General features: G+C 49.7%; 18 protein-coding genes. 5 read left to right on the forward strand and 13 right to left on the reverse strand.

All coding sequences use genetic code 11. The annotated features are described in order from the left end of the window. Positions 1-2: 2 nt before the first annotated feature. On the reverse strand, positions 3-1,214 hold the full coding sequence (locus tag EL628_RS17075) for an acyl-CoA dehydrogenase family protein (protein WP_126581125.1): 1,212 nt from the start codon (positions 1,212-1,214) through the stop codon (positions 3-5). 155 nt (positions 1,215-1,369) lie between these two features. Next, a complete protein-coding gene (locus EL628_RS17080) occupies positions 1,370-1,741 on the reverse strand; it encodes a hypothetical protein (RefSeq protein WP_126581126.1) in 372 nt (123 codons plus the stop codon). Between the two features lie 448 nt (positions 1,742-2,189). Between EL628_RS17080 and EL628_RS17085 the strand changes: the two genes are divergently transcribed. Then, positions 2,190-3,308 carry an ABC transporter ATP-binding protein gene (locus EL628_RS17085; protein WP_126581127.1) on the forward strand — a complete coding sequence of 373 codons (1,119 nt, stop codon included), beginning with the start codon at positions 2,190-2,192 and terminating at the stop codon, positions 3,306-3,308. A gap of 94 nt (positions 3,309-3,402) precedes the next feature. On the opposite strand, the gene EL628_RS17090 is transcribed toward EL628_RS17085, so the two are convergent. Further along, complete coding sequence (locus EL628_RS17090; protein ID WP_126581128.1) at positions 3,403-4,548, reverse strand: M20/M25/M40 family metallo-hydrolase; 1,146 nt, start codon at positions 4,546-4,548, stop codon at positions 3,403-3,405. A gap of 284 nt (positions 4,549-4,832) precedes the next feature. Next, positions 4,833-5,084 (reverse strand): hypothetical protein, encoded by a 252-nt coding sequence (locus EL628_RS17095; protein WP_126581129.1) that lies wholly within the window; start codon positions 5,082-5,084, stop codon positions 4,833-4,835. Positions 5,085-5,787: 703 nt separating this feature from the next. Between EL628_RS17095 and EL628_RS17100 the strand changes: the two genes are divergently transcribed. From EL628_RS17100 to EL628_RS17110, 3 genes are all read left to right on the forward strand, one after another. Further along, entirely contained in the window at positions 5,788-6,699 is a 912-nt protein-coding gene (locus tag EL628_RS17100; RefSeq protein ID WP_126581130.1) for an ABC transporter permease, read from the forward strand. An 86-nt stretch (positions 6,700-6,785) separates the two neighbouring features. After that, positions 6,786-7,757 carry an ABC transporter ATP-binding protein gene (locus EL628_RS17105; protein ID WP_126581131.1) on the forward strand — a complete coding sequence of 324 codons (972 nt, stop codon included), beginning with the start codon at positions 6,786-6,788 and terminating at the stop codon, positions 7,755-7,757. Continuing rightward, the gene (locus tag EL628_RS17110; RefSeq protein WP_126581132.1) at positions 7,757-8,653 is read left to right on the forward strand and encodes a DUF2705 family protein; all 897 of its coding nucleotides are present in this window, start codon (positions 7,757-7,759) and stop codon (positions 8,651-8,653) included. The genes EL628_RS17105 and EL628_RS17110 overlap by 1 nt, the downstream gene beginning before the upstream one ends. Positions 8,654-8,706: 53 nt before the next feature. Here the strand turns inward: EL628_RS17110 and EL628_RS17115 are convergent, their stop codons facing one another. From EL628_RS17115 to EL628_RS17150, 9 genes are all read right to left on the reverse strand, one after another. Further along, the gene (locus EL628_RS17115) at positions 8,707-9,972 is read right to left on the reverse strand and encodes a Gfo/Idh/MocA family protein (RefSeq protein ID WP_126581133.1); all 1,266 of its coding nucleotides are present in this window, start codon (positions 9,970-9,972) and stop codon (positions 8,707-8,709) included. 46 nt (positions 9,973-10,018) lie between these two features. Then, the gene (locus EL628_RS17120) at positions 10,019-10,945 is read right to left on the reverse strand and encodes a carbohydrate ABC transporter permease (RefSeq protein WP_126581134.1); all 927 of its coding nucleotides are present in this window, start codon (positions 10,943-10,945) and stop codon (positions 10,019-10,021) included. After that, positions 10,942-11,862, reverse strand: coding sequence for a carbohydrate ABC transporter permease (locus tag EL628_RS17125; RefSeq protein ID WP_218028940.1), 921 nt, complete (start codon positions 11,860-11,862; stop codon positions 10,942-10,944). Before EL628_RS17125 ends, EL628_RS17120 begins: the two co-directional genes overlap by 4 nt. Before the next feature lie 15 nt (positions 11,863-11,877). After that, entirely contained in the window at positions 11,878-12,000 is a 123-nt protein-coding gene (locus EL628_RS30825; RefSeq protein ID WP_281276547.1) for a hypothetical protein, read from the reverse strand. A 43-nt stretch (positions 12,001-12,043) separates the two neighbouring features. Beyond that, complete coding sequence (locus EL628_RS17130; RefSeq protein ID WP_161975562.1) at positions 12,044-13,414, reverse strand: ABC transporter substrate-binding protein; 1,371 nt, start codon at positions 13,412-13,414, stop codon at positions 12,044-12,046. Positions 13,415-13,897: 483 nt separating this feature from the next. Next, entirely contained in the window at positions 13,898-15,775 is a 1,878-nt protein-coding gene (gene htpG / locus EL628_RS17135; RefSeq protein ID WP_126581136.1) for a molecular chaperone HtpG, read from the reverse strand. 1,079 nt (positions 15,776-16,854) lie between these two features. Continuing rightward, complete coding sequence (locus tag EL628_RS17140) at positions 16,855-18,537, reverse strand: tetratricopeptide repeat protein (protein WP_245994129.1); 1,683 nt, start codon at positions 18,535-18,537, stop codon at positions 16,855-16,857. A 73-nt stretch (positions 18,538-18,610) separates the two neighbouring features. Next, the gene (locus EL628_RS17145; RefSeq protein ID WP_126581137.1) at positions 18,611-19,873 is read right to left on the reverse strand and encodes a vWA domain-containing protein; all 1,263 of its coding nucleotides are present in this window, start codon (positions 19,871-19,873) and stop codon (positions 18,611-18,613) included. A gap of 35 nt (positions 19,874-19,908) precedes the next feature. Next, complete coding sequence (locus EL628_RS17150) at positions 19,909-22,113, reverse strand: protein kinase domain-containing protein (RefSeq protein ID WP_161975563.1); 2,205 nt, start codon at positions 22,111-22,113, stop codon at positions 19,909-19,911. 454 nt (positions 22,114-22,567) lie between these two features. On the opposite strand from EL628_RS17150, the gene EL628_RS17155 reads away from it, so the two are divergent. Next, entirely contained in the window at positions 22,568-23,929 is a 1,362-nt protein-coding gene (locus EL628_RS17155; RefSeq protein ID WP_161975564.1) for an HlyD family secretion protein, read from the forward strand. Positions 23,930-24,166 lie beyond the last annotated feature (237 nt).

A 24,166-nucleotide genomic window follows, 5' to 3' on the forward strand; every position in this document is an offset into this window, starting at 1 on the left:
CCTTATGACCTGGTCTGAGGAGCCTCCAGCGCTAATTTAGCCAGTTGAGACAACGCAGCATCATCCATCGGCGGGTTATGCAGGCCTGCTCGTACATCGCGATAATACCGCTGAAGTGGAGATTTAAGGGCCAGGCTCGCTGCACCCACAACACGCATGGCAAGATCAACAATCTCAACTGCATGATTGGTTACAAGATATTTGGCAGCACCATACAGTGCTGGTTGGACGCTATCGGGATCAGCCTGAAATTGTTCTGCCAGGCTGAAAAGAAAGGCTTTGCTCTGTAAGAGGGCCAGATCCATCCTGGCTACTTTCTCTTGAATATGAGGCACACTGGAGATTGGTGCTTTCAGTGAGTTCGGTCTGCGCTGTGTCGCAAAGCGGATCGCCTCATCGCGGGCAGCCTGGGCAATCCCAAGATAGACGACCGATATCAGAAGGGTCCAGGCAGGCAACCGTCCCTGAGCATCAGCCATGGGTGGAATCTGCTCATCAACATATGCATCGGCCTCCAGGCAGACATTATCTAGAATCAGGTCATTGCTGCCTGTACCGCGCATCCCCAGCGTGTCCCACGTATCTTCAATGCTCACCCCTGGCGCATCATGGGCAATCAAGAAATTGCCTTTGTCGGCTTTGAGCGGCTCCAGGCCTGAGGCACCATCTGCTTGATCCTCAATGCTACATCCAACGATAAAATATTGGAGAGCATGGCTCCCGGTTGTAAAGGATTTACGTCCCTGGACACGCCAGGAACCATCCGGCTGCCGATATGCCGTCGTCTGGGGCTTCCCTCCACGGCTTGGACTCCCCGTTGCAGGCTCACTCACCGCGCTGTTGATCAGAGCACCATTCTCTACAACATCCTGAGCAATCTTCCTCAATAAGGGGGGATATTCGGTCCGAGCTTCAAAAAGACGCGCCACATGAATAAGATGCATACATGTCACCAGACCAGTTGAACCATCGCCTTGTGACAGCCGAAAATGAGCCAGAAGGACATCCAATAGTGAGGCCCCCTGACCACCCAGGCTCTGAGGAACGGTCAGGGTCGTATACCCTGAACGGCGCAGGTCCTCAAAATTCTCCAGCGGGAACCGTCCTTCCCAATCATATTTAGCGGCGCGCTCAGCAAATAGATCGGCCAGCTCACCTGCAATCGCAATCCATTTTTTTTGCTGCTCAGTTTCAGGATACGAGAGAAAACTCATGCCAACTCCTTCGATTATTGTTTACCTTTCCCTCTATCATATCACCATTTTTGAGAACAAGGCAGGCAAAAAAAATCCACCCGGTCATACCAATCAACTCCTCACAAAAATGCCTCCCTATACCAACCCTGTCGATATGGGGAGGCAGAGAAGCGTTAAAGCTCTAATCCACCTTCATTATATGGATCGGTTGGGCCCACATCATCATAAGGGTCCCAATTCTGTTGCGGTTGACGCTTTCCTTGCTGCTGCGTTTGACCTTGTCTACTCTGTTGCTGCTTCGGGTCTACAGAGGTCTCATATTGCTCACTCTCGCTCTGATTAGGTGGCACAGGATTCTGCTTCACTGGCCCCTGCTGCTGACCTTGATACTGCTCCGGACTCATAACATTACCATCTTGATCAACATGGAAGCCTGTATCCCACTGCTCGTCATCCTCAACTTCATCTCCAAAGCCGGCAGATTGGTTATATTGATCCCGCTGATCACGCTCTGGCTCGTTGAAGCTATCAAATTGTTCTGACATCTGCATCGCTCCTCTCATCAATGAAACTGCCTCTGTCTGTAGAGATGACAGCATTCTCCACTTCTAACCGGTACGTCCGACGATCAGCAATAGATACTCATCCACTCCCAATTCTCCAGCATTTCTATTTAGCGTGCAAGTCAAATCGCATTCGTAAATCAATAAAAAAATGATGATATTTTTTATACAACTCAACCGTTATACAAACAGAGGATCATTCCTGTAACGCATTACCCTCTCTCGCCATACCCGATTCTTTCTTTAGAAGCACCTATAACCCCTCTTACCAGTGCAGGGTTGCACGTATTTTTCTCGTTAGAGAACGGTTTTTATCTACTATGACGTATTTTAGCAGGCATTTGCAGCGTTGATTGATCTATCATCGCGGCCAATGCCCAGACCAATCATTTAGTTGGAGATCGCATAATTCAACGGAGAATCTACCATAATGAGTGAATTAGAAGTGCTCAACTTAGTCAAACAGAGCCAGGAACAGTTGATCATCGATCATGTCAGTTTCCATATTGCCGATGGTGAATTTTTTGTTCTCCTGGGGCCCTCGGGGAGCGGTAAATCTACGCTTATTCGCTTGCTCTGTGGTTTTGAGACTCCCGATGCGGGGCAGATCATTCTTAATGGACAGGAGATTACAAATCAGCTTAATCATCACCGCAATCTGGCTGTCGTCTTTCAAGACTACGGGCTCTTTGAATCAATGAACGTCTTTGATAATATTGCCTATAGTTTACAGAATCAGCATATGCCGCGCAAAGAGATTGAAATGCGCATTCTGATGGCCTCTGAGGTATTAGAGCTTAAATCTCTGCTAAAACGGGCCCTTACTGATCTATCTGGAGGCGAGGTCCAACGCGTTGCGCTGGCAAAGGTGCTGGTGAAAGATGCCGATCTCTATCTCTTTGATGAACCACTCTCCCAATTGGATCAGAAGGCACGTTACCGCATTCGGCAAGAGATTATGATGATCCATCATTTAAAACGAAAACCGACGCTCTATATTACTCATGACCAGAATGAAGCCTTTGCGATGGCGGATCGCATAGCCGTCATCTCTGATGGAAAAATCCAACAGATTGGGACACCTGAAGAGGTACGCAATCGACCAAAAACTCTCTTTGTCGCCAAATTTCTCTCCGATCCTCCAATTAATCTTCTTGAAAGCTATCTTCAATATCATGATGTCCGTTATCACATGACGACTGATGGCCTTCAATTGATCCTGCCCACACGCTGGACGAATGGCCTGGCACGTTTAGGACCACAGTCTAAAATATCGCTTGGGCTCCGCCCAACCGGCCTGATTCCACAATGGGACCTTCCAACGCTTGAAGGGGTCCCTCATGTACGTGCGCAGACTCAGGTCATGGCGGTTGAACCGATGATTGGTCGTGTTCTGGTTCAGCTTAAACTAGGGTTCCATACACTCCTGACTGCTGAGTTTGACGACGATCATCCACAGGCACTTTACATTGGAGCCATGCTTATCATTGGGATCAAAATGGAAGAGTTTTTGCTCTTTCACCCCACATCTGGGGAGCTCTTAAATTAATCGGTGCCAGATTGTCTATCTGAACAGGAGAAGATCACGTAGGTTGGAAAGGTCGTCATTCTAGTACGTACTGTATTCATGGGAGGTTCGCATCCTACTGGCTCACGAAAGCGCTGGATTCAATGCTAAGCCGAAGTAGTTGAGCCAGTCCTTTGCCAATCGGCGCAATATGGATAAACTCATCGATGGTGTGTGCTTTCTCACCTCTGGTAATACCAATGCAGACGGTGGGAAGGTTCAGGCTCATAGGGATGTTTGCATCAGTACTGGAGGCGCTATATCCTGGCTCCAGATCAATCCAATGAAGCGTCTGGGCTGCAAGTTGCACAAGAGCATCTTGTCGGCTCCTCTGGCCTGCTGGCCTCTCACCAAGCAGCTCAATCTCAACTTTCAGACCCGGGCCAGCGCTGTTAAGGATATGTTCACGTGCCTGCTCAGCTAGCCTCTGAAGGGATTGGGCGTTGGTTGAACGCAGATCCAGTAAGGCACTGGCCTGAGCAGCAATAGTGTTGACTGAAGTGCCCCCTTCGATTACTCCCACATTAAAGGTTGTTTTGGGCATGATGGGCACGCTCATGGTAGATAATGCTGCAATAATGCGACCCAGCCCATGGATAGCGCTGGGAGTCCCAAAAGAGCCAAAGGAATGTCCGCCATCTCCCCTGACAATAATACGCCAGCGTTGCGAACCAACTGCTTCGTTCACGATACTCCCCAGATCTCCATCGACAACCAGGACTGCCCCCAATTGATCATGATACCGTTCAACGGCGGCTCTTGCGCCTCGGAGATTTCCCAGTCCTTCTTCACCCACATCTGCTACAGCTAACAGGTCGGTCTCTGTCTCCACGTGCAACTCGTCGAGCATATCAAACAAGATAAGTAATGAGGCCACACTTAAGCTGTTATCTCCAATGCCAGGGCCGCTAAGTATATCGCCCACACGCTTGATCTGGAGCGGTGTGGTAGCGGGGAAAACGGTGTCGATATGAGCCAATAACATTACCGTTTTCCCTTTCTTCGCCTGATCGCGCCGTTTACGTCGTACATACACATTATGGATGGCATCAATCTCAGGAGTATAGCCTCGTTCTCGCCATAACGATGCGACAAATTCTGCGCGTGCAGCCTCATCTCCTGTTGGAGCTGGTACCAGACAGATTCTTTGGGCCAGTTCAACCGCATCCTCAATCCGTTCCTTCGCCAGGGTCTTTAATCGCTCTAAATCTACTGCTGACATATGACCTCATATCCTCGCCTGTGCTATCTCTGCTTGACAATGGTTGATCTCAGGTTACAGATTTTCTTCACTCATTGCTCTTGATAGTTCTTTATCGTTTCCCATATCGGACTGACTGAAGCCTCTCTGCTCTCACAATGTAACACATTGAGGCCACATAACAAAAATAATTCCTGCGACCGTCGTAATTCTTGACGGTCGCAGGAATTATTTTTTGTTACCCCAGACGTTCTTGTCTACGCGCATCCTCTACGCTCAAGTAAAACTAGTGAAGCGAAGGAGGATTAGGCGCGACCAATACGCTGGTAATTGGCCTTTTCTTTCTCATCAGTATAGAGCGCCTGGTTGATATCATCACTATGGTTGCTGAGCATCTCTAACAGGCCCTTTGCCTCTTGTGCGTTCATGGTGCAATAGATGCCATTGGGGTTGCCAAACTCATGGTAGTAGAGCTTCAATTTACCATCTTCCATCCAGGACTGGTAACGGCCAATCTTCATATGATCTTGCTTGTGTGTGTTTTGTGGTGTGTTCATGTTTACTCCCCTTTGAGGTAACTATTAATACCTATCTTGACATTCTATTCTATACTACTGGTAGCGTACCGTCAGCGTAGACTAAATATGCTACGCAGTTTTTTTACTCGTGTTCGCTATTCCTTACAATTGATATACTACACTAGTTTTTTAGAGAATGATACCCTTTTCAGCCCCACCTTACCTCTTCTCATAAATCTTTAGGCACCCTGCATTTTCTCTCCATTTAATGGATCAGTTATCTCTAGCGATGTTTGCCGGGACGTCGTTTTTAGAGATTTCTTTGTGCATATTGCACAAAGAAATCTCTACATAATTTTGTACATTTTGTCAGAATGTTCTTTTTGACAAAGTGTGCTTACCAAAGTGTGCTCTTTTATTGAGAAGGCAAACGGGCCCATGACTGATCTTTGATCCATGGTTTAGCTGCTTCTTTCCAAAATTGCCTTTCTAGCATGGCACCGGGCAATAACAGAAAGATCCTTCAGACTGCGACAGTTTTGCGACAGCTTTATAACATATCTTAGACATCAAACAGGTATGCTTATGCTTGAAAACATGAACGACCCTGTTACTGACGGGGACAAGAAAGACAATGGTCCTTTTTCACTACTCTCTGTAACAATTCCGGCCATTTAATGGAAGATTACTCTAGCATGCAACAAAAGATGAATGCTAAACAGGACTATCAAAGGGGGTAACATTGGAGAATACTATCGCAAGGGCTGTTACACCAGCCAGCTCTATCGCAGTCAGTTCGCCCAGTTTTCTGGGAATTATACGTGGCGAGATCTTTAAGGTCAGCCGCATGTGGGTCTTCTGGATCGCATTGGTCCTCTTAATCGGCATAGCCTGTTTTCCATATATTATTATTATGTCGCTCTCTTCGCAGGCGACTGCACTAAAAAATACTCCGCTTCACTTCTTCTACAACTCAGCTGAGACCAATCTGTTTGTCTTGCGCGTCTTCATCGGCTTCTTTTTGATTATGCTTACAGCCAATGTCTTTGGACGTGAGTATCAAGCGGGAACGATCCGTATTCTGCTTGGACGTGGCATTGGCCGCTTGCAGCTCTTCTTTGCCAAACTGCTGGCTGTGGTTATCTTAGCGCTACTGGTCTTTGTAGGGATGCTCATCCTCAACGTTCTGCTTCAGTTTATTCAGATGCTGGTCTTAGCTGGCAATACAGATGGGCTCAGTAAGCTGGATGGTACCTTCTGGAATAACATCTGGATGTATCTGGGAACAGTTCTTATCAGTATGGCCATCACTGTTCTGCTGACGGTGGCAACCAGCGCAATTGGCCGCTCTTTGAGCTTTGGCTTAAGCGCTGCTCTGGCATTCTTCCCGGCTGATAACATCGGGATCGTCTTTATGCGGCTGGGCTTTCGTCTGACGCATAATGATTTCTGGAATAATGCGACTGCCTACTTCCTGGGGCCCAATCTCAATGCCATGGCCGCCTCAATCGCGCCCCAGTACTTTTCAAATCCCGCTTCAGGCCCCCTTGTAACGGTAGATGGCACTCATACGCTCCTCGTGGCACTGGGGTATGCCGTGGTTTTTGCAGTGGTGTCCATTATTCTCACCTGGAAACGCGATGTCAAAGAATAGATCTTATGTCCATTCAATCTAGAAGCAGCACCTACAAACATATACGACGTATAAAACATTTTCTCACATGAAAGGATACCTATTCCATGGCTGATACACTTACGACGCTCCAATCTCCTGGTCAGAAGATCCGCTCTGACGAGGTGGTCTTAAGCATCCAACATCTCACAAAGCAATATGGCCAGCGTCTGGCCGTCAATGATCTGAGCTTAGATGTTCATCGCGGCGATATCTTTGGTTTTTTAGGACCCAATGGAGCAGGCAAAACGACGACGATCCGTATGATCTTTGGCCTGATTACGCCAACCTCTGGCAAGATTGAGATGTTGGGACAGGATCTGGCTCATCATCGTTCGCATGTTCTGCCTCGTGTTGGTGCGCTGATTGAGACACCTGCCCTCTACCTCTATATGTCTGGCATTGACAATCTCCGCGCTGTAGCTGCCACGCTCGGTGGCGTTCCCAAAGAGCGCTATCAGACAGTTCTGGAACTGGTGGGCCTGACTGGTCGCGAAAAGGATCGCGTGCGCACCTATTCGCTGGGCATGAAGCAGCGCCTGGGTCTGGCCATTGCTCTGCTGCAAGACCCGGAAGTCTTAATTCTGGACGAACCTGCCAATGGTCTGGACCCGGCTGGTATCGTGGAGATGCGCGATCTGATGCATCGTCTCTCAGAGGCTGGCAAGACTGTTCTGATCTCCAGCCACTTACTGAGCGAAGTTCAACAGATCTGCTCTCGTGTTGCGATTATCAATCGTGGTAAGCTCGTCACTGAGACAACGGTCAGTGATCTTACCAGAGGTCAGGGAGAATTTGAGATCCGGCTCGAACAGCCTGAACAGGCACTGGCTCTTCTGCGCCAACAGCCCTGGGGACAGCAGGCGAAGATCAGCGAGAAGGGGACGATCTTAACGCAGGCCCCTCTGCAACGTGGCCGGGATCTCAATCTGTTCCTTGTGAACGCTGGCTTTGTGCCAGAGAGCCTTGCACCTGCCACCCTTGATCTTGAGCAGGTCTTCCTCCAGCTCACCGGTTCGCAAGCAGGAGATGTCAGATAATGAGTAGTGTTACCGTTGCTCATGCAACTATTCCAGCCGACAGACCAAGCTTTGGTGGCATGATCCGCAGTGAACTCTTTCGCGTCAGCCGCATGTGGTCAACCTGGTTGACACTCGTGATGCTGATCGGCGTGATCTGTCTGCCCTACTTAATTACGGCCTCCACACCCAGTCGTGGGACCGAGCTAAAACATGCGCCGCTCATTTTCTTTAATGACTCAATCCCATTAAATCTGTTTGTCTTGCGTGTGTTCATTGGCTTTTTTCTGATTGTCCTGACCGCGAATGTGTTTGGTCGTGAGTATCAATTAGGAACGATTCGTATTCTGCTCGCAAGAGGGATTGGTCGTGTCCAGCTCTTATTCGCAAAATTGCTTACAGTTGTGCTGATTGCCCTGGCAGTCTTCGTTCTGGGGCTACTCCTCGATGCGGTTCTGCAATATATCCAGGTCCTGGCGCTGGCAGGCAATGCCGATAGCTTTCAGAAGCTGGATGGCACATTCTGGCACACGACTCAGATCTATCTCTTAACTATTCTGATCAGCATGGGGGTCACTATTCTGCTGACGGTGGCCATGACCTCTCTCGGTCGTTCGCTGGCCTTTGGTCTAAGTGCATCGCTGGCGTTCTTCCCGGCTGATAACATCGGAACGATCTTTATGTCGCTCGGCTTTCGTCTGACGCACAATGATTTCTGGAATAATGCGACTGCCTACTTCCTGGGGCCAAATCTTAATGTCATGCCACATGCGATAGTGAACAGCCTTGAGTCAAATGGCTTTAATCCAGCTGTACCTGTCGATGGCACGCATACGCTTCTCGTGGCTCTCGTCTATGCTCTGATCTTTGCCACTCTGGCAATTCTCTTAACCTGGAAACGCGACGTCAAAGAGTAGCTGATCTTACAACTGAGTTCAGGGAGAGGATCATCGCCCTGAACTCAGTGCTCCTACCGTTGCAACTGTTCGACAAATGAAGAGAGCTCCACAACTCGTCGGCTGATACGTGCCTCTTCGGCTGCAAAGGCCATGAGATGGCTCTGGACCGACAGGCTGGCAGAAGTGCGGCTCTCGTGCCGATCCTCGCGGATCAGGCTGAGAAAATCACGCATCAGGCCGTCATCTCCTCCCCCATGTCCCTGTGCACCATCCTCACTCTGCACATGGATGATCTTCCGTGTTCCAGTGGCAAACTCGCTGAGCTCAATGCGCTTCTGTTCGTGATCAACGGTCCCCCAGAGCTCGCCTTTTGTCCCCATCAATTTAATGGTTCGGCTGATATCATTGGTAAATGCACACATGGTAAAGACAGCCGTAACCTCATTCGCAAACTCGAGATTAACGACCTGATGATCCACCACATCATTGTCACAATGATAGACGCAGCGCCCATAGGGCCCCTCTTCCAGGGCTTTCAGCACTGCCTCCTGGCCAGTCTCAACACTAATGACAGAGGTAGGCCAGCCGTCGCCTCGATTGACATAAAAACGGGGTGCGTAATAGGGGCAGCTCTGCGCTACAGGACAGCCATCCAGACAGCGCTGTGGTGCTCCCGCAGGGGCATTTTCAGCCTTAAAATAAGATAGTGAGCCAAAGGATGAGACAGCCGTACAATCCGCCCCTGCCAACCAGAGTAAAATATCCATATCATGGCATGATTTAGCCAGAATCATCGGGCTCGATTCACGTGCATTGCGCCAGTTCCCACGCACAAAGCTATGCGCATAGTGCCAATAGGCGACGTTCTCATTATGTTGGATGGAGATGAGACGGCCAATGGCCCCATCGTCAAGCATTGTTTTGAGTTCGGAGAAGAAGGGCGTATATCTAAGCACATGACAGATAGTAAACATACGTCCTACCTGGCTGGCTCGCTGGCCCATCTGGAGGCACTCGAGGGGATCGGGCGACATTGGTTTCTCCAAAAGGACGTGATAACCCGCATCCAGGGCCGCCATCGCGGGTGCAAAATGCTGCCGATCCTGCGTACAGATCAATACTGCATCGGCCAGATGCGGCTGCTGTAAGAGCTCTTGCCAATCTGGATAACAAACGTCATCGGGTAAGGCGTGCTGAGCCTGGAATTTAGCACGCCGCCGCGGATCTGGCTCCGCGACGGCGACTATCTGTGCTTCATAAGGATGCTTTAAGGCATAATTGGCATACCCCTGACCACGCTGACCTGCTCCAATCAAAGCTAACTTGACTTTCTGCATTGTGAGCCTTTCTCCATGGTGCAGGCTACCGTGAGGGTATGACCTGTTAGCCCTTCACGGAACCTGCTAGAATACCGCGTACAAAGTACCGTTGAAGCGAGAAAAAAACGACCAGAGGCAGGGCCATCGAGATGAAGGCCGCTGCCGTCAGGACCTGATAATTTGAACCGTAGGTGTTGACGAGATTGGCAATAGTGAGCGTCAAAGGCGCACTCTGTGGATTCCCCCCCAGAAAGATGAGGGCAATCAAGAGATCATTCCAGACCCACATAAATTGAAAGATGCCCAGTGAAGCCAGGGCTGGCACCGACAGTGGGAGAATGATACTCCAGAAGATTCGCACGTGCGAGGCACCATCGATATGTGCCGATTCCATCAGGTCGCTGGGCAATGACGCAAAGAAGTTACGCAACAGGTAGATGGAGAAGGGCAGTCCAAAGGCAGTATGCGCCAGCCAGACAGCAGCATACTGCCCTGTCAGACCAATCGCGGTAAACAGGCTCAGAATGGGCACCATCGCGATCTGTAAAGGGATGATCATGAGAGCTACGATCCCTAGAAAGAACAGGTCACGCCCCGGAAATTTCATCCAGGCAAAGGCATAGGCTGCCAGTGCCCCCACGATCATCGGGAAAAACGTTCCAGGGACAGAGATGATAATGCTATTGATAAAAACCTGTCCAAACCCCTGCGCTTGAAGCACCTGCTGATAGTTCTCCAACGTAAAGTTCCAGGGTGGCACCAGGCCTGTCCACCAGCCAGTACTGGAGATCAACGAGGCCGGTCGGAATGAACTGATAAACAACCCCAGCGTGGGCACAGACCAGAGCAGTCCAATAAACAGGGCGAGTCCGGTCACCACACTATTGCTCAATGTCCGGATAATAAAACGGCCCTTCCGCATTGTCTGAGGCTTTCGCACCGCACTCTGTTCAGATTGCTGCTCCTGAGATGCTTGATCTGTTATAGTCATTGCAATGCCTCCTCTGCACGAGCCCGCCGAACATTAATGTACATCACTGGAATAATGGTGACTAAGAGAACGACTGCCAGTGCACTGGCCAGGCCATAATTATTATTGTTAAACAGCTCTTGATAGAAATCAAGGGCAATGACATTGGTGTGGTAATCCCCACCTGTCATCACATAGACTACGTCAAAGATCTTAAGAATGCTGATAACCATGGTCGTAAGGACGACGGCGATGGTAGGCTGAATCATCGGGACCATAATACGCCAGAACAGGCTAAAACGGCCCGCACCATCGATCCGAGCAGCCTCGAGAATATCATCTGGAATGCCTTTTAAGGCCGCTGAGAGAATCACCACACAGAAGCCTGTCCACATCCAGGTATACACGGCGATCAAGGCAAAATTGTTAATAGTGGTATTGATCAGCCAGACCTGAGGCGGAATATGAAACACCGCCAGAATCCCATTCAAGAGGCCAATCTGAGTTCGATTCGGGGGCGCATAGGCATAGACAAAACGCCAGATGACACCTGCCGCCACAAACGAGATGGCCATCGGCACAAATAAGGCCGACTTCACAATACTCTCAACTTTAATGCGATCCACTAACACGGCCAGGACCAGTCCCAATCCAACGGTCAGCAGGGTCGCCAGGACTAACCAGAGCACGTTGTTGCGCAAAATCTCCAGAAGTTCTGGATTGGTGAAGATGCGCTGATAATTGCGTAGCCCAACAAAGGTTGTCGAGTCTTTATTATAAAAGCTGATCCAGATGGTGTTCAACAATGGATAGATGAAAAATGTTAAGACCAGGATCAGGGCTGGCATGAGCCAGATCCAGGCTTGCCAGGCATAGGTATGCGGCTTTCTCCTGATAGGAGCCGGAAGCGTTGGGGGTTCTTTCGCCGTTTCAATCATCACTGCCTCCCTGTTTCACATCACAATCGCTGCTAGATGCCATCGACCTACCAGGCTGGTTTGAAGGAAGCGGGCTCCATTGGAAGGAACGTCAGGCCCTTTCCAATGGAGCCCGCTCATCTGCTCCGAAATGCTCAAACGCACAAGCACCTCAGCGCCCTCTCAGTCGACGACACTGGTACTAGGACTCGTAAGCCTGCCCAGCTGTGGTCTCCAGGGAGGCCAGGATGCTATCCAGTTGCTTCGTGTCGCCGATATAGGCGAGCATGGCTTTCCAATAAGCCGTCTGCAAAGAGGCTGGCACAAGGTCTCCTGCACCTACACGAACCGAAGAGGCATTCACCATCTGCTGAGCCGACTGGCGCAGGACATCGTTAGGATAATCGTCTAGCTTCACCTCTTTGTTGACTGAGGTCGCACCACCGCGCTTTACCCAGATGGTCTGGGCCTCAGCCGAGGACAGGTATTCCATAAATTTACGCGTGGCATCGTTGTCTTTAAAGGCGGCCATAATGTCTGCCCCACCCGTAACTGCACCTTTATAGGCTGGATTGATCGATGGGAAAGGGAAGAAGTTAAAGTCGCTGCCTGGCTTGAGGTCTTTGTACTGACTGGTGATAAAGCCCGCTGTAAAGTCACCTAGATAGTACATATACGACTGCGCCGGGTTGGTAAAGGGCTGATACGAAGCATCCTGGAAGTTGGTCGCCAGGATTGATTGTGGCGCACCGTTGATATAGTGATTTCCAGTGACGATCTGTCCAAACAACTTGAACGACTCTTTGATGCTACTATCGGTCCAGGGTATCTTATGGGCCACCCATTTGTCATACATATCGGGTCCGTTTTTATTGATATAGATCTCAGCAATCCAGTCGGTCGCAGGCCAGCCACTGGAGGCTGAGCTCTCAACACCCATTGACCAGGGGTATTTTCCCTGTCCTGCAATCTTATCAGAGACGGCAATCAGCTCATCCCAGGTCTGCGGCACCGTTCCACCAACTGCCTGGAATTGTGTCGGATTGTACCAGATTGTTGCTTTTGTATTCGATTTTGGGAGAACTCCATAGAGATTGCCATTATGCGAGGCCAGTTTGATCCAGTCAGCCGTATAGTTCTGCTTGATCTTGTTCATATCAAAGAATTTGTCCAGCTGGACCAGTTTTCCCTTCGCGGCAAAATCCTGGAAGGCCGGGATGCCAGGCATACCGCTGATATCAGGCGCGTTATTGCCTTTGACACGGGTAGAAAGAACAGCATTCACGTCTCGCGTCGACTCAATATCAATGCTAATATTGTTCTTGGCTTTGAAGGCATCACAGATGGCTCGAAACGATGCAAGCTCCTCTCCACTCCACTGCGTTAAAACGCCAACCTTATCTACATTGGCACTCCCACCACAGGCAGCCAATAGAGCTGAGGCTGCACTCAGGCTCAGACCAGTCGCAGCAGCACGCTGTAAAAATTCACGGCGCGGCATACTTGGACTGGCCGCATACTCATCAACGAGTTGATCTAACTTCTGGCGTTTGCGGCGGTCAAAAATCTGCATTGAATTCCTCCTCATGCATTCTACACATGTATAATCAGATCAAACAGATCAAAAAATGATTGACAAAGAGAAAACGTTTTGAAAGCCGTCAATCTTTACGCTCAAACCATCTTCTTTGTTGAAAACTCGTAATCACATCATTGGGCCCACTTCCCTATTCGCAATAAGATAACCTTCTCACTATCCTCTCTACAAAGACTGCAAATAGGTGCACTATCTGACAAGCAATGTTTGCCTTCGCTCTCAGAGGCACAAGCTACTCTTATCTATACTCAAGTTTAAGGGGAATAGATTCATAAGCGCTTGCCATTGGCAGTTCTATCATTAGAATATCTTTTATACTTATTTTTAAGCATTCAATCTTTCCTCACTATTTCTCAACTTTTCTTCATTCCTTCATAGTGAGAAAAAAGGCAGGCTCTCCTTCTTGTCTTTAGAAAGAAAGAAGGAGAGCCTGCTCTGGATGTGGCTCGGATATAAATCTTACAGCAAGGTTAACAGGCTGTTGAGACGATTGACAAAGGTCACGGGATTCTCTAACTGCTCGCCGCTGCTCAAGACAGACTGGTCGAAGAGCACGTTTGCCCAATCGCTAAAACGCCCTTCATTGTGCTCCTGTTTGATCTTTAGCACAATTGGATGCTGCGGATTAATCTCTAGAATGGGTTTATCCTCAGGGACGTTCTGGCCGGCAGATTGTAAAAGCCGCTTCAGGCTTGGATCAAGTCCATACTCATCAACCACCAGACAGGCCGGAGAGGAGATCAGGCGCGTGGTCGTGCGAACATCTTTGACTTTGTCGCCCAGCACCACTTTGAGTCGATCCAGCAGGTCTTTGGCCTCATCGGCGCTCTTCTGCTGCTCCTCTTTCTCCTGTTCGTCCTCAAATTTCGAGAGGTCAACCTCGCCTTTGGAGACGGATTGGAGCTGCGTGCCCTGGAATTCGCGGAGCTCAGGAATCGCAATATGATCAACAGGATCGGAGAGCAAGAGAACTTCGAGCCCTTTCTTCTTGAAGATCTCCAGCAAGGGACTATCATTGGCAGCCGCATGGCTATCTGCAACAATATAGTAGATCTTGTCCTGGCCCTCTTTCATGCGTCCTACATACTCTTCCAGGGAGACATCCTGTGTCTCTCCAGATGAGGCAGTTGTGGAGAAGCGCAGCAGTTTGCCCAGGGTCTCACGATTGGCGAAATCTTCCAGAAGACCTTCTTTAAGGACGCGACCAAACTCACGCCAGAAAGTGGCATACTTCTCTTTATCGTTGTTAGCAATATCAGAGAAGAGTCCCAGAACTTTCTTGACCGAGTTCGAGCGAATGGCGTCGATCATCTTATTCTGCTGTAAGAGCTCACGTGAGACGTTCAATGGCAGGTCATTCGAGTCGATGACACCACGAATGAAACGGAGATAGCGGGGCATAAGCTTCTCAGCATCGTCCATGATGAAGACACGGCGCACATACAGCTTGACGCCATGGTGATATTCGCGTGAGAAGAGGTCAAATGGAGCCTGACCAGGGACATACAGCAGGATCGTGTATTCCTGTACACCTTCCATCCGGCTATGAACATACGCCAGAGGGGTATTGAAGTCATGCGCCACATGCTTGTAGAATTCGTTGTATTCCTCTTCAGTGATCTCGCTCTTCGATCGAGTCCAGAGGGCGGAGGCACTATTGACGACCTCGTATTCGTCCTTATCCTCAGCCTCGACCTTCATCTCGATTGGCAGCATAATATGGTCAGAGTATTTGCGGACGATGGTGCGGAGTTGATAGCCGCTAAGGAACTCGTCCTCATCCTCGCGCAGATGGAGGATGACATCGGTTCCTCGACCCTCTTTCTCGATGGTCTCCAGCGTATATTCACCCTGGCCATTGGATTCCCACTGCACGCCCTCTTCGACAGCAGCGCCAGCGCGACGGGTCAGCACAGTGACTTTATCGGCCACAACAAAAGATGAGTAGAAACCAACACCAAACTGACCAATGATATTGGCATCCTTCTGTTGATCACCCGTCAAAGATTGGAAGAACTCACGCGTTCCAGATTTGGCAATGGTGCCAAGATGCTGGATCACGTCCTCTCGCGTCATACCAATACCATTATCAGATACAGTAATTGTTCGAGCATCCTTATCATAGGTGACGCGAATCTTAAAATTTGAATCATGTTCATATAGGGCCGAGTTGGACAGTGCATCAAACCGCAAACGGTCGATCGCATCAGAAGCATTGGAGATAAGCTCGCGTAAAAAGATCTCCTTATTGCTGTACAGCGAGTGAATCATCAGATCCAAAAGCTGTTTTACTTCAGCCTGAAAACCTAATGTCTCCTTATGAGTATCTGTCGCCATAACTTATACCTCTCTTACAACACTTTATCGATAGAAGTATCGACAGTAAATATTTTGGACCATGTACGTGGCACCACCCTGTACTGTACCAAAAATAACACTTTTTTTCAACTCTTGCTCTGTGCAATGCTAGAGCTTTCTAGGTCTACAGCCATCTCACCTATTATAGTCACCTGCCCCCTTCCTTTGCCTACTCTTTCACCATACCAGCCAGCCCCTCTATAACATCGTTTCCGTTTCCAATGAAGCCATGGTGGGGCTCACACAGCGGAATGGGACCAGTGGAAAGAGACAAGCTACTTTCCCTACTTTACATTGTATGATATTATTTATCATGTACGAGACAAGAAAAAAAGTAGGAAAGGTCGCTTGTCTCCTTCCACAACGTGAAGCTCCACCATGGTCGCCCCTCCATAGCATCATTTCCCGTTTCCAATGAAGCCATGGTGGGGCTCACACAGCGGAATGGGAACCGCGGAAAGAGACAAGCAACTTTCCCTACTTTACAGTGCATGATACGTTTTTGCTGTGAAATATCACAATACAAGTAGGGAAGGTCGCTTGTCTCCTTCCACAACGTGAAGCTCCACCATGGTCGCCCCACCATAGCATCATTTCCCGTTTCCAATGAAGCCATGGTGGGGCTCACACAGCGGAATGGGAACCGTGGAAAGAGACAAGCAACTTTCCCTACTTTACAGTGCATGATACGTTTTTGCTGTGGAAGATCACAATACAAGTAGGGAAGGTCGCTTGTCTCCTTCCGCAACGTGAAGCTCCACCATGCCAGCCCCTCCATAACCTCATTTCCCACTCCCCACGTAAGCCATAGTGGGGCTCACACAGCGGAATGGGAACCGTGGAAAGAGACAAGCTACTTTCCCTACTATATATGCAGAATGTGTTTTTGTTGCGGAAGATCATAATACAAGTTATGCAGCTCAACTTAATGTCTCTGATACAGTCCCCTGGATGCATGATAACTATCTGCAACATTGGAATGCTGAAGCATTGAACAGGTCATGACCCCCCACAATTCAAATCGAGGGCTTTCATTCAAGCCGAAAGTAAATGGCCGTTTAAAAATCCTTCAGTCGCTGTAACACGCCCCAGACCGTCAACAGACCGGTCAAAGGAAAGAGCAGGACAGTTAACCACAGGTAGAGGTTGATCGCGCTACGGGTATCAGCGAGCGTCTGATTATAATGATCATAATTGGCCTTACTTAAGGCCGAGACTGCGTCTGAGAAGCCAGAAAAATCGGTATTTGACTCACCTGTACTTAAGGTTTCTGCACCATTCAAATCTCCACCACCAGCGACCGCACGTATCCTGACATCAATGCTTTTATACGCCTGCCACTGCTGATCCATCGCGCTTAAAGGCTGATCCTCCTCGTTCCAGGTTCGATTATTGTGTGCAGCTTGCTTCAATGTCTCTATCTGCTTGACGTTTGCCTGCCAATCAGCATCCCACTTATTGATCTGCTCCTGATCCTTAAATGCCAGAGCAATAAGCCAGCGAGACTCATCGGCATTGGCCTGGGTGCCGATTCGCTTCAGGCGAGTAGCAGCATACACGCTGGCATAATCATCCTGAACAAGCTGCTGATAGGCCCCATGTTGCAGTGCATCGGCTGAAGCTGGCTGGCCCATCAAATTTCCCATGGTGGCCAGGAGCAGGAGACTGATCACTACACAGATAAGCAGGGCAGGCGTTAGCCCGGGATTCAGCACCCGATGATTCATAAACATCAGACGCAGAACCACGAACAAGAGCAATGTCCCAAAGGTCAGACAGAAGAGGAGGCTTACCCAGAAGGTCATCGTTAAAAAATTCTGGCTATCCCCATAGGCCTGCTGAAGATGCTCATTATTGATCGAGCTTAAACATTCAACATTACTTTCAATACCCCCAAAAGCCCATTCTTTGGGATCAGCCAGATGCTGATCGGCACCGATTGAGCAGGACGGAAGGCTCGCAAAGTCTTCGACAAACTGTGGCGTATGATGAATCTTTGTCTGGAGAATAGCATTGGCATGCAGATAGGTCGCGTATGCCTTGCTCAGATGTGGATCGTTTGGATCATTCTTACTCGCCGCCGCCGCATACTCCTGCTGTATAACCGTCCAATCGCCTACATATTCTTCCAGGCCGACGGTAATTCTTTCTGTCGCAGTACGCTCGCCCGGATACGAGGCATTATGGATCGCATTAAATAGTTGCTGATTGGTCATAACAATCTCTGCATCGATATTGTGTTGATCACAATCATGGACCGTCAGTTGCCCAATCACAGTACTTCCATGCGCCGTAACAAGCGAGCATGGCTCCTGCGTGGTTAAAGAACCGGTTGCCAGGAAATCAGCAACTTTCGCATCAATATCATTGATATACTGGCCCATAGTCTGAGCGGCATCAACGCTGGGCACACTACCACTGGCAATGGTCTCCAGATCGTTAGAGGCGCGGGTAAGCGACTGCCAGCTATAGAGAGCCAACAAGAGCGACAGAAGAAGGGTCAACGCGGCCAGGCTGATAAATTGCCCCCTGAGCGTCTTACGAGCTGCCAGCCAGACACGAGAGGCAGCAGCCTTTAGCGCCCCATTCTGCGTGGCAGACGGGCTCTGCTGCTTCTGTACGCCACTCCCGGATGGAGCTGCACTGGAAGGAGTATAGTATGACGTGGTATGGATCGTAGGAGTACTATTCGGCGCTTGCTTTGGAGTTGGGGTTGCCACTGACCCCTGTCGTCCAGCCATAGCTTTTATCTTCTTTCATCATAGCAGCGGCTGCTATCGCTGTCATGTTGTATAAAAAACGTTCTGATATACCTTATTTTAATTTTGATGTTTTGCTCATATTGATCGCCAGGGTTTTACGAGCGACGGCATCAGCCTGAGTATTCAGGCGAATAGTTCCTTTGGCGTCCCGCGAGACGATATCGGTCAGGAGCTTTGTGACACGAGCATTGCCGGTCCGCTCACTTATCTCCAGGGCACGTCCTAACAAACGTGTGGCCTTCTCTTTATCGCCTGCTGCCAGAGCATCCTGACCCTCTTTGATATGACGAGAGAGCTCTTCTTGATTGGTATAGTGAGCAATATGCTCTTCAATCTGAGCTGCCAGCGCCATATCTTCTGTCCATTGAACAAAGACCCAGCCAGTGCGATCGCTCTTCTCTTCTAATTCCTTGTTTCCACTAACCGTGTATTTGAAGCTCGGTCGCACCACCATAAACTGCTGCCCCGGAGCATTGGCCGTCAGATCCAGATCCAGCAGATAATCACGCTGGTCTCCGGGTGCAAACGAGCCAAGGGCCAGGACCTGCTGGCGAGGACTGGCAGGGTCAGGCTCTATCCCCAATGGCACGATGCTTGGATAGACCTGCTGAATAGCTGCTATACGCACACCAACAGGCGTCCAGAGTGAGAGCCGTGTATTGGCGATGGCGGTCTTACGCATCTCGCTAAATGAGGTACTAAAGGCAGACTCAATCTGATTTGGTGTGGGAATTATATCAGCGGACCCACGCGTCGCACCGGCCATATGCAGCAGTTCGGCTGCATCCCAGTCGGTTCCAACTCCCCAGGCGTTGATACTCATATTGGCTGTACTACAGCGAGCGACAGCCCGATCCAGCGCCTGTCTCTGCTCTCCTTCGTTCTTACCATCCGTCAGAAAGAGGATCTTCACGGCCCGCGAGCTATCCGCACTCAGTTTATCGACAATCGTATTCAAGGCGGTACTCATTCGTGTTCCACTAGAGGCAGATACACTCTGAAGCGCCGCAATGGCCCGCTTCTTATTCTCTGCATTCCCTACAGCTGGTCCGAAGAGCACGCGAGCATTGTCGTTAAAGGTAACGACGAGAAAGATCATACTATCATCAAGCGCCTGGACAACCTTGATGGCTCCATCGCGAGCCGCACGCATCTTCGTTCCATCCATCGAACCGGATCGATCGAGCGCAATGGCTAAAGAGAGAGGTGCGGGGGCAACAGCCACGGTCTCATCTACTTTCATCGAGAGGACCGCCTGCATAGTCGTCTGCCCCAGGCGCAGGTATGGATTATGGTACGCTTTTACGGTAAACATCGCTTCTTCTTCTTTCTCTATTGCTGAACGGATTCTTACAGCCAGCGCCAGGGAGCAACCCGATTCTTCCGCCGCACGACGCTCTCACGATCTTTTGGTTGTTTCGCGCGTCGCAGATATTCTTGATAGCTCTCCTCGGCTGCTATTCCTAATGTGCGCACCTGATTATTCGCAACCCCTGCAATCTGTACAGCCGCTGGTAGTTGCTGGCGTCGAGCCAGCTTCCAGGCAGCTTGATAGACATCGGCTCGCGCCAGATAATAGCGTGGATCTTCTGTCCGTCCCTCCAACCCATGCACTGCCTGCGCTGCACTCTCTACATTCTGGGGCGTCAATGGGGTCATGCGGCTGAGATAGAGCTCACAGAGGAGCAGACGAGCATCAATATACTTGGCTGCCGCCTCGTTCACACTGCTCAGCACACGGGCCGCCTCATCCCAGCGCTGGAGATTGAGCAGAGACATGGTGACGCCCAGAATCGCTTCTGTGTTGCCAGGATCAGCCTTCAAAACTTTGACATAGAGTTCTACCGCAGTTCCATCATCACCCAGACGCGCGCTCACACGGGCCAGGGCCTGCTGCGGCGGCAGTTCGCCCGGCAGATCGGCCATCAGCTCACGATACTGGTCAGCTGCCGCAGCGGCCTTTCCCTGCGCCTCAAGCAGACGACCCGTGTACCAGGCGATCTTCCAGTTGCCCGGTGCCATTCGCTGCACCGTTGTCACCTCGGCCAGAGCCTGCGTATACTCGCCCTGATCAATATAGACCTCTGCCAGTCGTAAGTGAGCATCCAGGCTCCTGGGGTTTATCTTCAGAGCTTGTTTGTAGAAATTTTCGGCATTCACATAATTGCCACCACGGAGCGCCTGATCACCAAAGCGCAGGGTGTCAATGGCCTTGTCTTTTTCATCAAGAACGGCCTCTCCGCGCAGTCCAAGCTTGCCAGTAGTGGTCAAAATACCCGGCACAAACAGGCGTGAGGCGATGGGCACACTGAGCGAACCACCAACGATCTGACGAAGCACGCCCGCTAGCTGATCACTGAGCTCTTCAGCACTGTGAAATCGCTGCGATGGTCGGCTGCTCGTCCCTTTGGTCAACAAACGGTATAGCGCTGGATAATCGCGAAATGCCTTGTAATATTCCGAGGAGGGCATGCCAAAGATCGGGCTGGCCAGATCCATCTGCGTGACCAGATAGGCCAGCGTACGACAGATGGTATATAGATCGGTCTCGGGCGAAGGGTTTTTGACTGCTTCAGGAGCATAGAAGCCATGTGTTCCATAGACGGCCCCTGGATGCGGTGTGTACTTAATGACGGTTCCCAGATCAATAAGCTTGACAACCTGAGTGCCATCCTTCAGAGTTTCAACCATGACGTTCTGGGGCTTAAAATCGCAGTAGACAAGCTCTAATTTGGCAAGATAGGTAAACGCTGGAAGAATACCCAGGATATAGTTAATGGCTTCGACAACCTCAAACGGTCGACCGCGCTCTTCCAGCAACTGATCAAGTGTTTTGCCATGGACATATTCCATCACAATATAGCCCTGCACGCCTATCGTCACAAAATCATAGATTGAGACAATATTCGCATGCTTGATCGCGGCTAGAAACTCGCGCTCTTTGACGCTCTGCTCGACCATATCAGGATCGTCGTCGCTTAAGAGCGCTTTAATGACTACCTGGCGCTTTAAGACCTGATCCTCGGCCAGATAGACTGCTCCCATCCCACCAGCCCCAATCTCTTTCAAGACGCGATACTTATTATGAAGGATATTTCCTGGCTTAAGTTTGATAGCAGGTGGATCGGATGCAGCTGCTCCAGCGGACCCGCCGGAGGTGGGTCCAGTTATGCCAACATAGCTAAAGCCACACCGTCCACAGAACTTGACGCCAGCTACGCGCGGTCCCTTACATTGAGGACATTGGTCCAGACCTGCCTGAGTAACATTGGCAGAAGCTACCAATGGAACCGATGAGGCAGCAGAGACGGCATCAACGACCATTCCACATTGCTCACAGATATCTTCATCTGGTGTCAGCGGATGTTGGCAGTTGGGACAATGGCCCGGTCGAGAACCTGAAGAGGCCGTTGGTAGCGTCAGAGGCGGGAAAGATAACGAGGATGAGGCCGCCACAAAGGTTGGCGTGCTCACAGTTGACAGAACAGCACCGCAATTTTCACAGATATCGTCAGCGGGCCCAACCGGCTGCTGACAATTTGGGCACTTAGACATGTGTTTTCTCCATCCAGGACACATGAAACAATTTGTTTCGATCAACCTAACACTACTGTTAAGCTGATAAAGATGCAATAGGTTTTGCTCAATATTTTCTCAATGAATGATGAGAAGCCCGTTTTTGTTTGCGGGCAATGGACGAAACACTCTCATTAAACGCAAAAGTTGAACTACTATCAAATCCGGCGACATTCTCACCTATCCATTGATTAATCATCCTCAATCCAGAGCCTCTCCAGTCCCTACCTCGAACCTTCTTACCTCCTTATTTATACTTAGAATAGACGCCCTACTAACGATATGCCCTTTTATAGATCCAGGCATGTATGTAATGTGCCGCTTCTCTATGTATCTAAAAGAAAGTATTTACACCATGCCCTGGCTTCTATTGAAGAACTTTTCAGGATCATTGAGCGATGGATGGAACAGAAAAGAGAAACACGCGCCTATCTTGCTGACAGCGCACCGCCGGGTTCTTATCATCCTTATCATCCTTCCCTGCCTCTTCATCACAGGGGGCATCTGGCTTCTGCACCCATTAGCATGGGCCAATCACCCTAACAAACCAGCGAATACAGTTCAGGCCATAGGCTGGGTTCAGAGCGATATCTATAACCTTGCCTTTGAAAACGTGACGGGGAATATTCAGGAGATTGATGTTACACAGGGTGAAACAGTCCACAAAGGGCAGGTGCTGGCACGTATCGACCCTGTCTCGCTCGAGCAGGCCGTCGCTATCGCACAGACAACTGCTGACGCAGCACAGGCGACTCTCTCAGCCAATCTGCTTCATCAGAGCGATACGATAGCGGCCATCCAGGCTCGTGTAGCAGCAGCTCAGGCGCTCGTTCGAGCTACCCAGAAACATGTCAACGCCACCTTTACATCTTCGGAGGCCAACATTCTCACCGCCAGAGTAATTCTTGATAGCGACCAGATGATTCTTCAGGCAGTCAAAAAAAGTACAGAGACAGAGATAGCACGTGCCACAGCTCAACTTCAACGCGACATTCAGGTCTGTCAGACAACGTCAGCAGCAAGCATTCATGTGACCGTCCAACCCACCTCAACAGCAACCGCTTCATCCCCGCCATCGCCTGGACTGGCCACATGTCTACAACTGGCCAGAGCAACCTATCAACATGCAATCGCGGTCACTCGGGCCACCTTAACGACAGCACAGGCTCAGGTACAAAAAGATCAGCAATTTCTCAATGCAACTATTGCGAACGGGAATGCGAATAATACAGGAGTTGAAGAACAGCTTAAAAATGCCGAGTATATCCAGGTCGTTGCTGCCACCAATACCGATCGTAGCGGCGTGTTTGCTCAGGTAGTGGCTGCTCAGGGGCAGGTAGAGATCGCTTTAACTGAACTTGAGATCGCCAGAGAAAATCTTGCACATGCGACGCTCATTGCGCCCCATAACGGCACTGTGACGGCCATCAATGGAACAGTTGGCGGTCCTCCAGGCGTCCAGACGAACCTTATTACTGGCAGTACCGCCACTCTGGGGGTCTTTATTCAGCTTGTTGATCTCACCACGATCCACCAGCTCCAGCTCCATGTGAATGAGACGGATATCACGAAAGTGAAGATTGGACAGGCAGTTCAGTTTACCCTGAAAACCTATGGAGCACATCTATTTCATGGAACAGTTGCCGCTATCTCTCCTAAAGCCCTATATGACAATGAGACCAATCCTCCTGCAATTACCTATCCAGTAATCATCAGTATTGATCCACATAGTACACAAAGGATAACTTTGTTACCAGATATGAGCGTCACGGCAACAATCATTGTTGAACCATAACAAGAAAGCTCATATTTCCTTGCCCGTTTTACAACTTTTCTCAGCATACAATATTCTTCAGCTTGTATTTACAAAACTTTCCACTTTTTTTGCATTTTCAAGTTTGAAGCTAGCTAAACAGAATTATTCAATTCACAACTCCCTCTATGTGCCTTGCTTCTTTGTGTACTGCTAGGAAATGTCAGAAAGCTTTCATCTGCGTAATATAAGTGTTGCATTCTGCATACTCTGACAGAG

The sequence above is a fragment of the Tengunoibacter tsumagoiensis genome, from assembly GCF_003967535.1.
Taxonomy (GTDB): Bacteria; Chloroflexota; Ktedonobacteria; order Ktedonobacterales; family Ktedonobacteraceae; genus Tengunoibacter; species Tengunoibacter tsumagoiensis.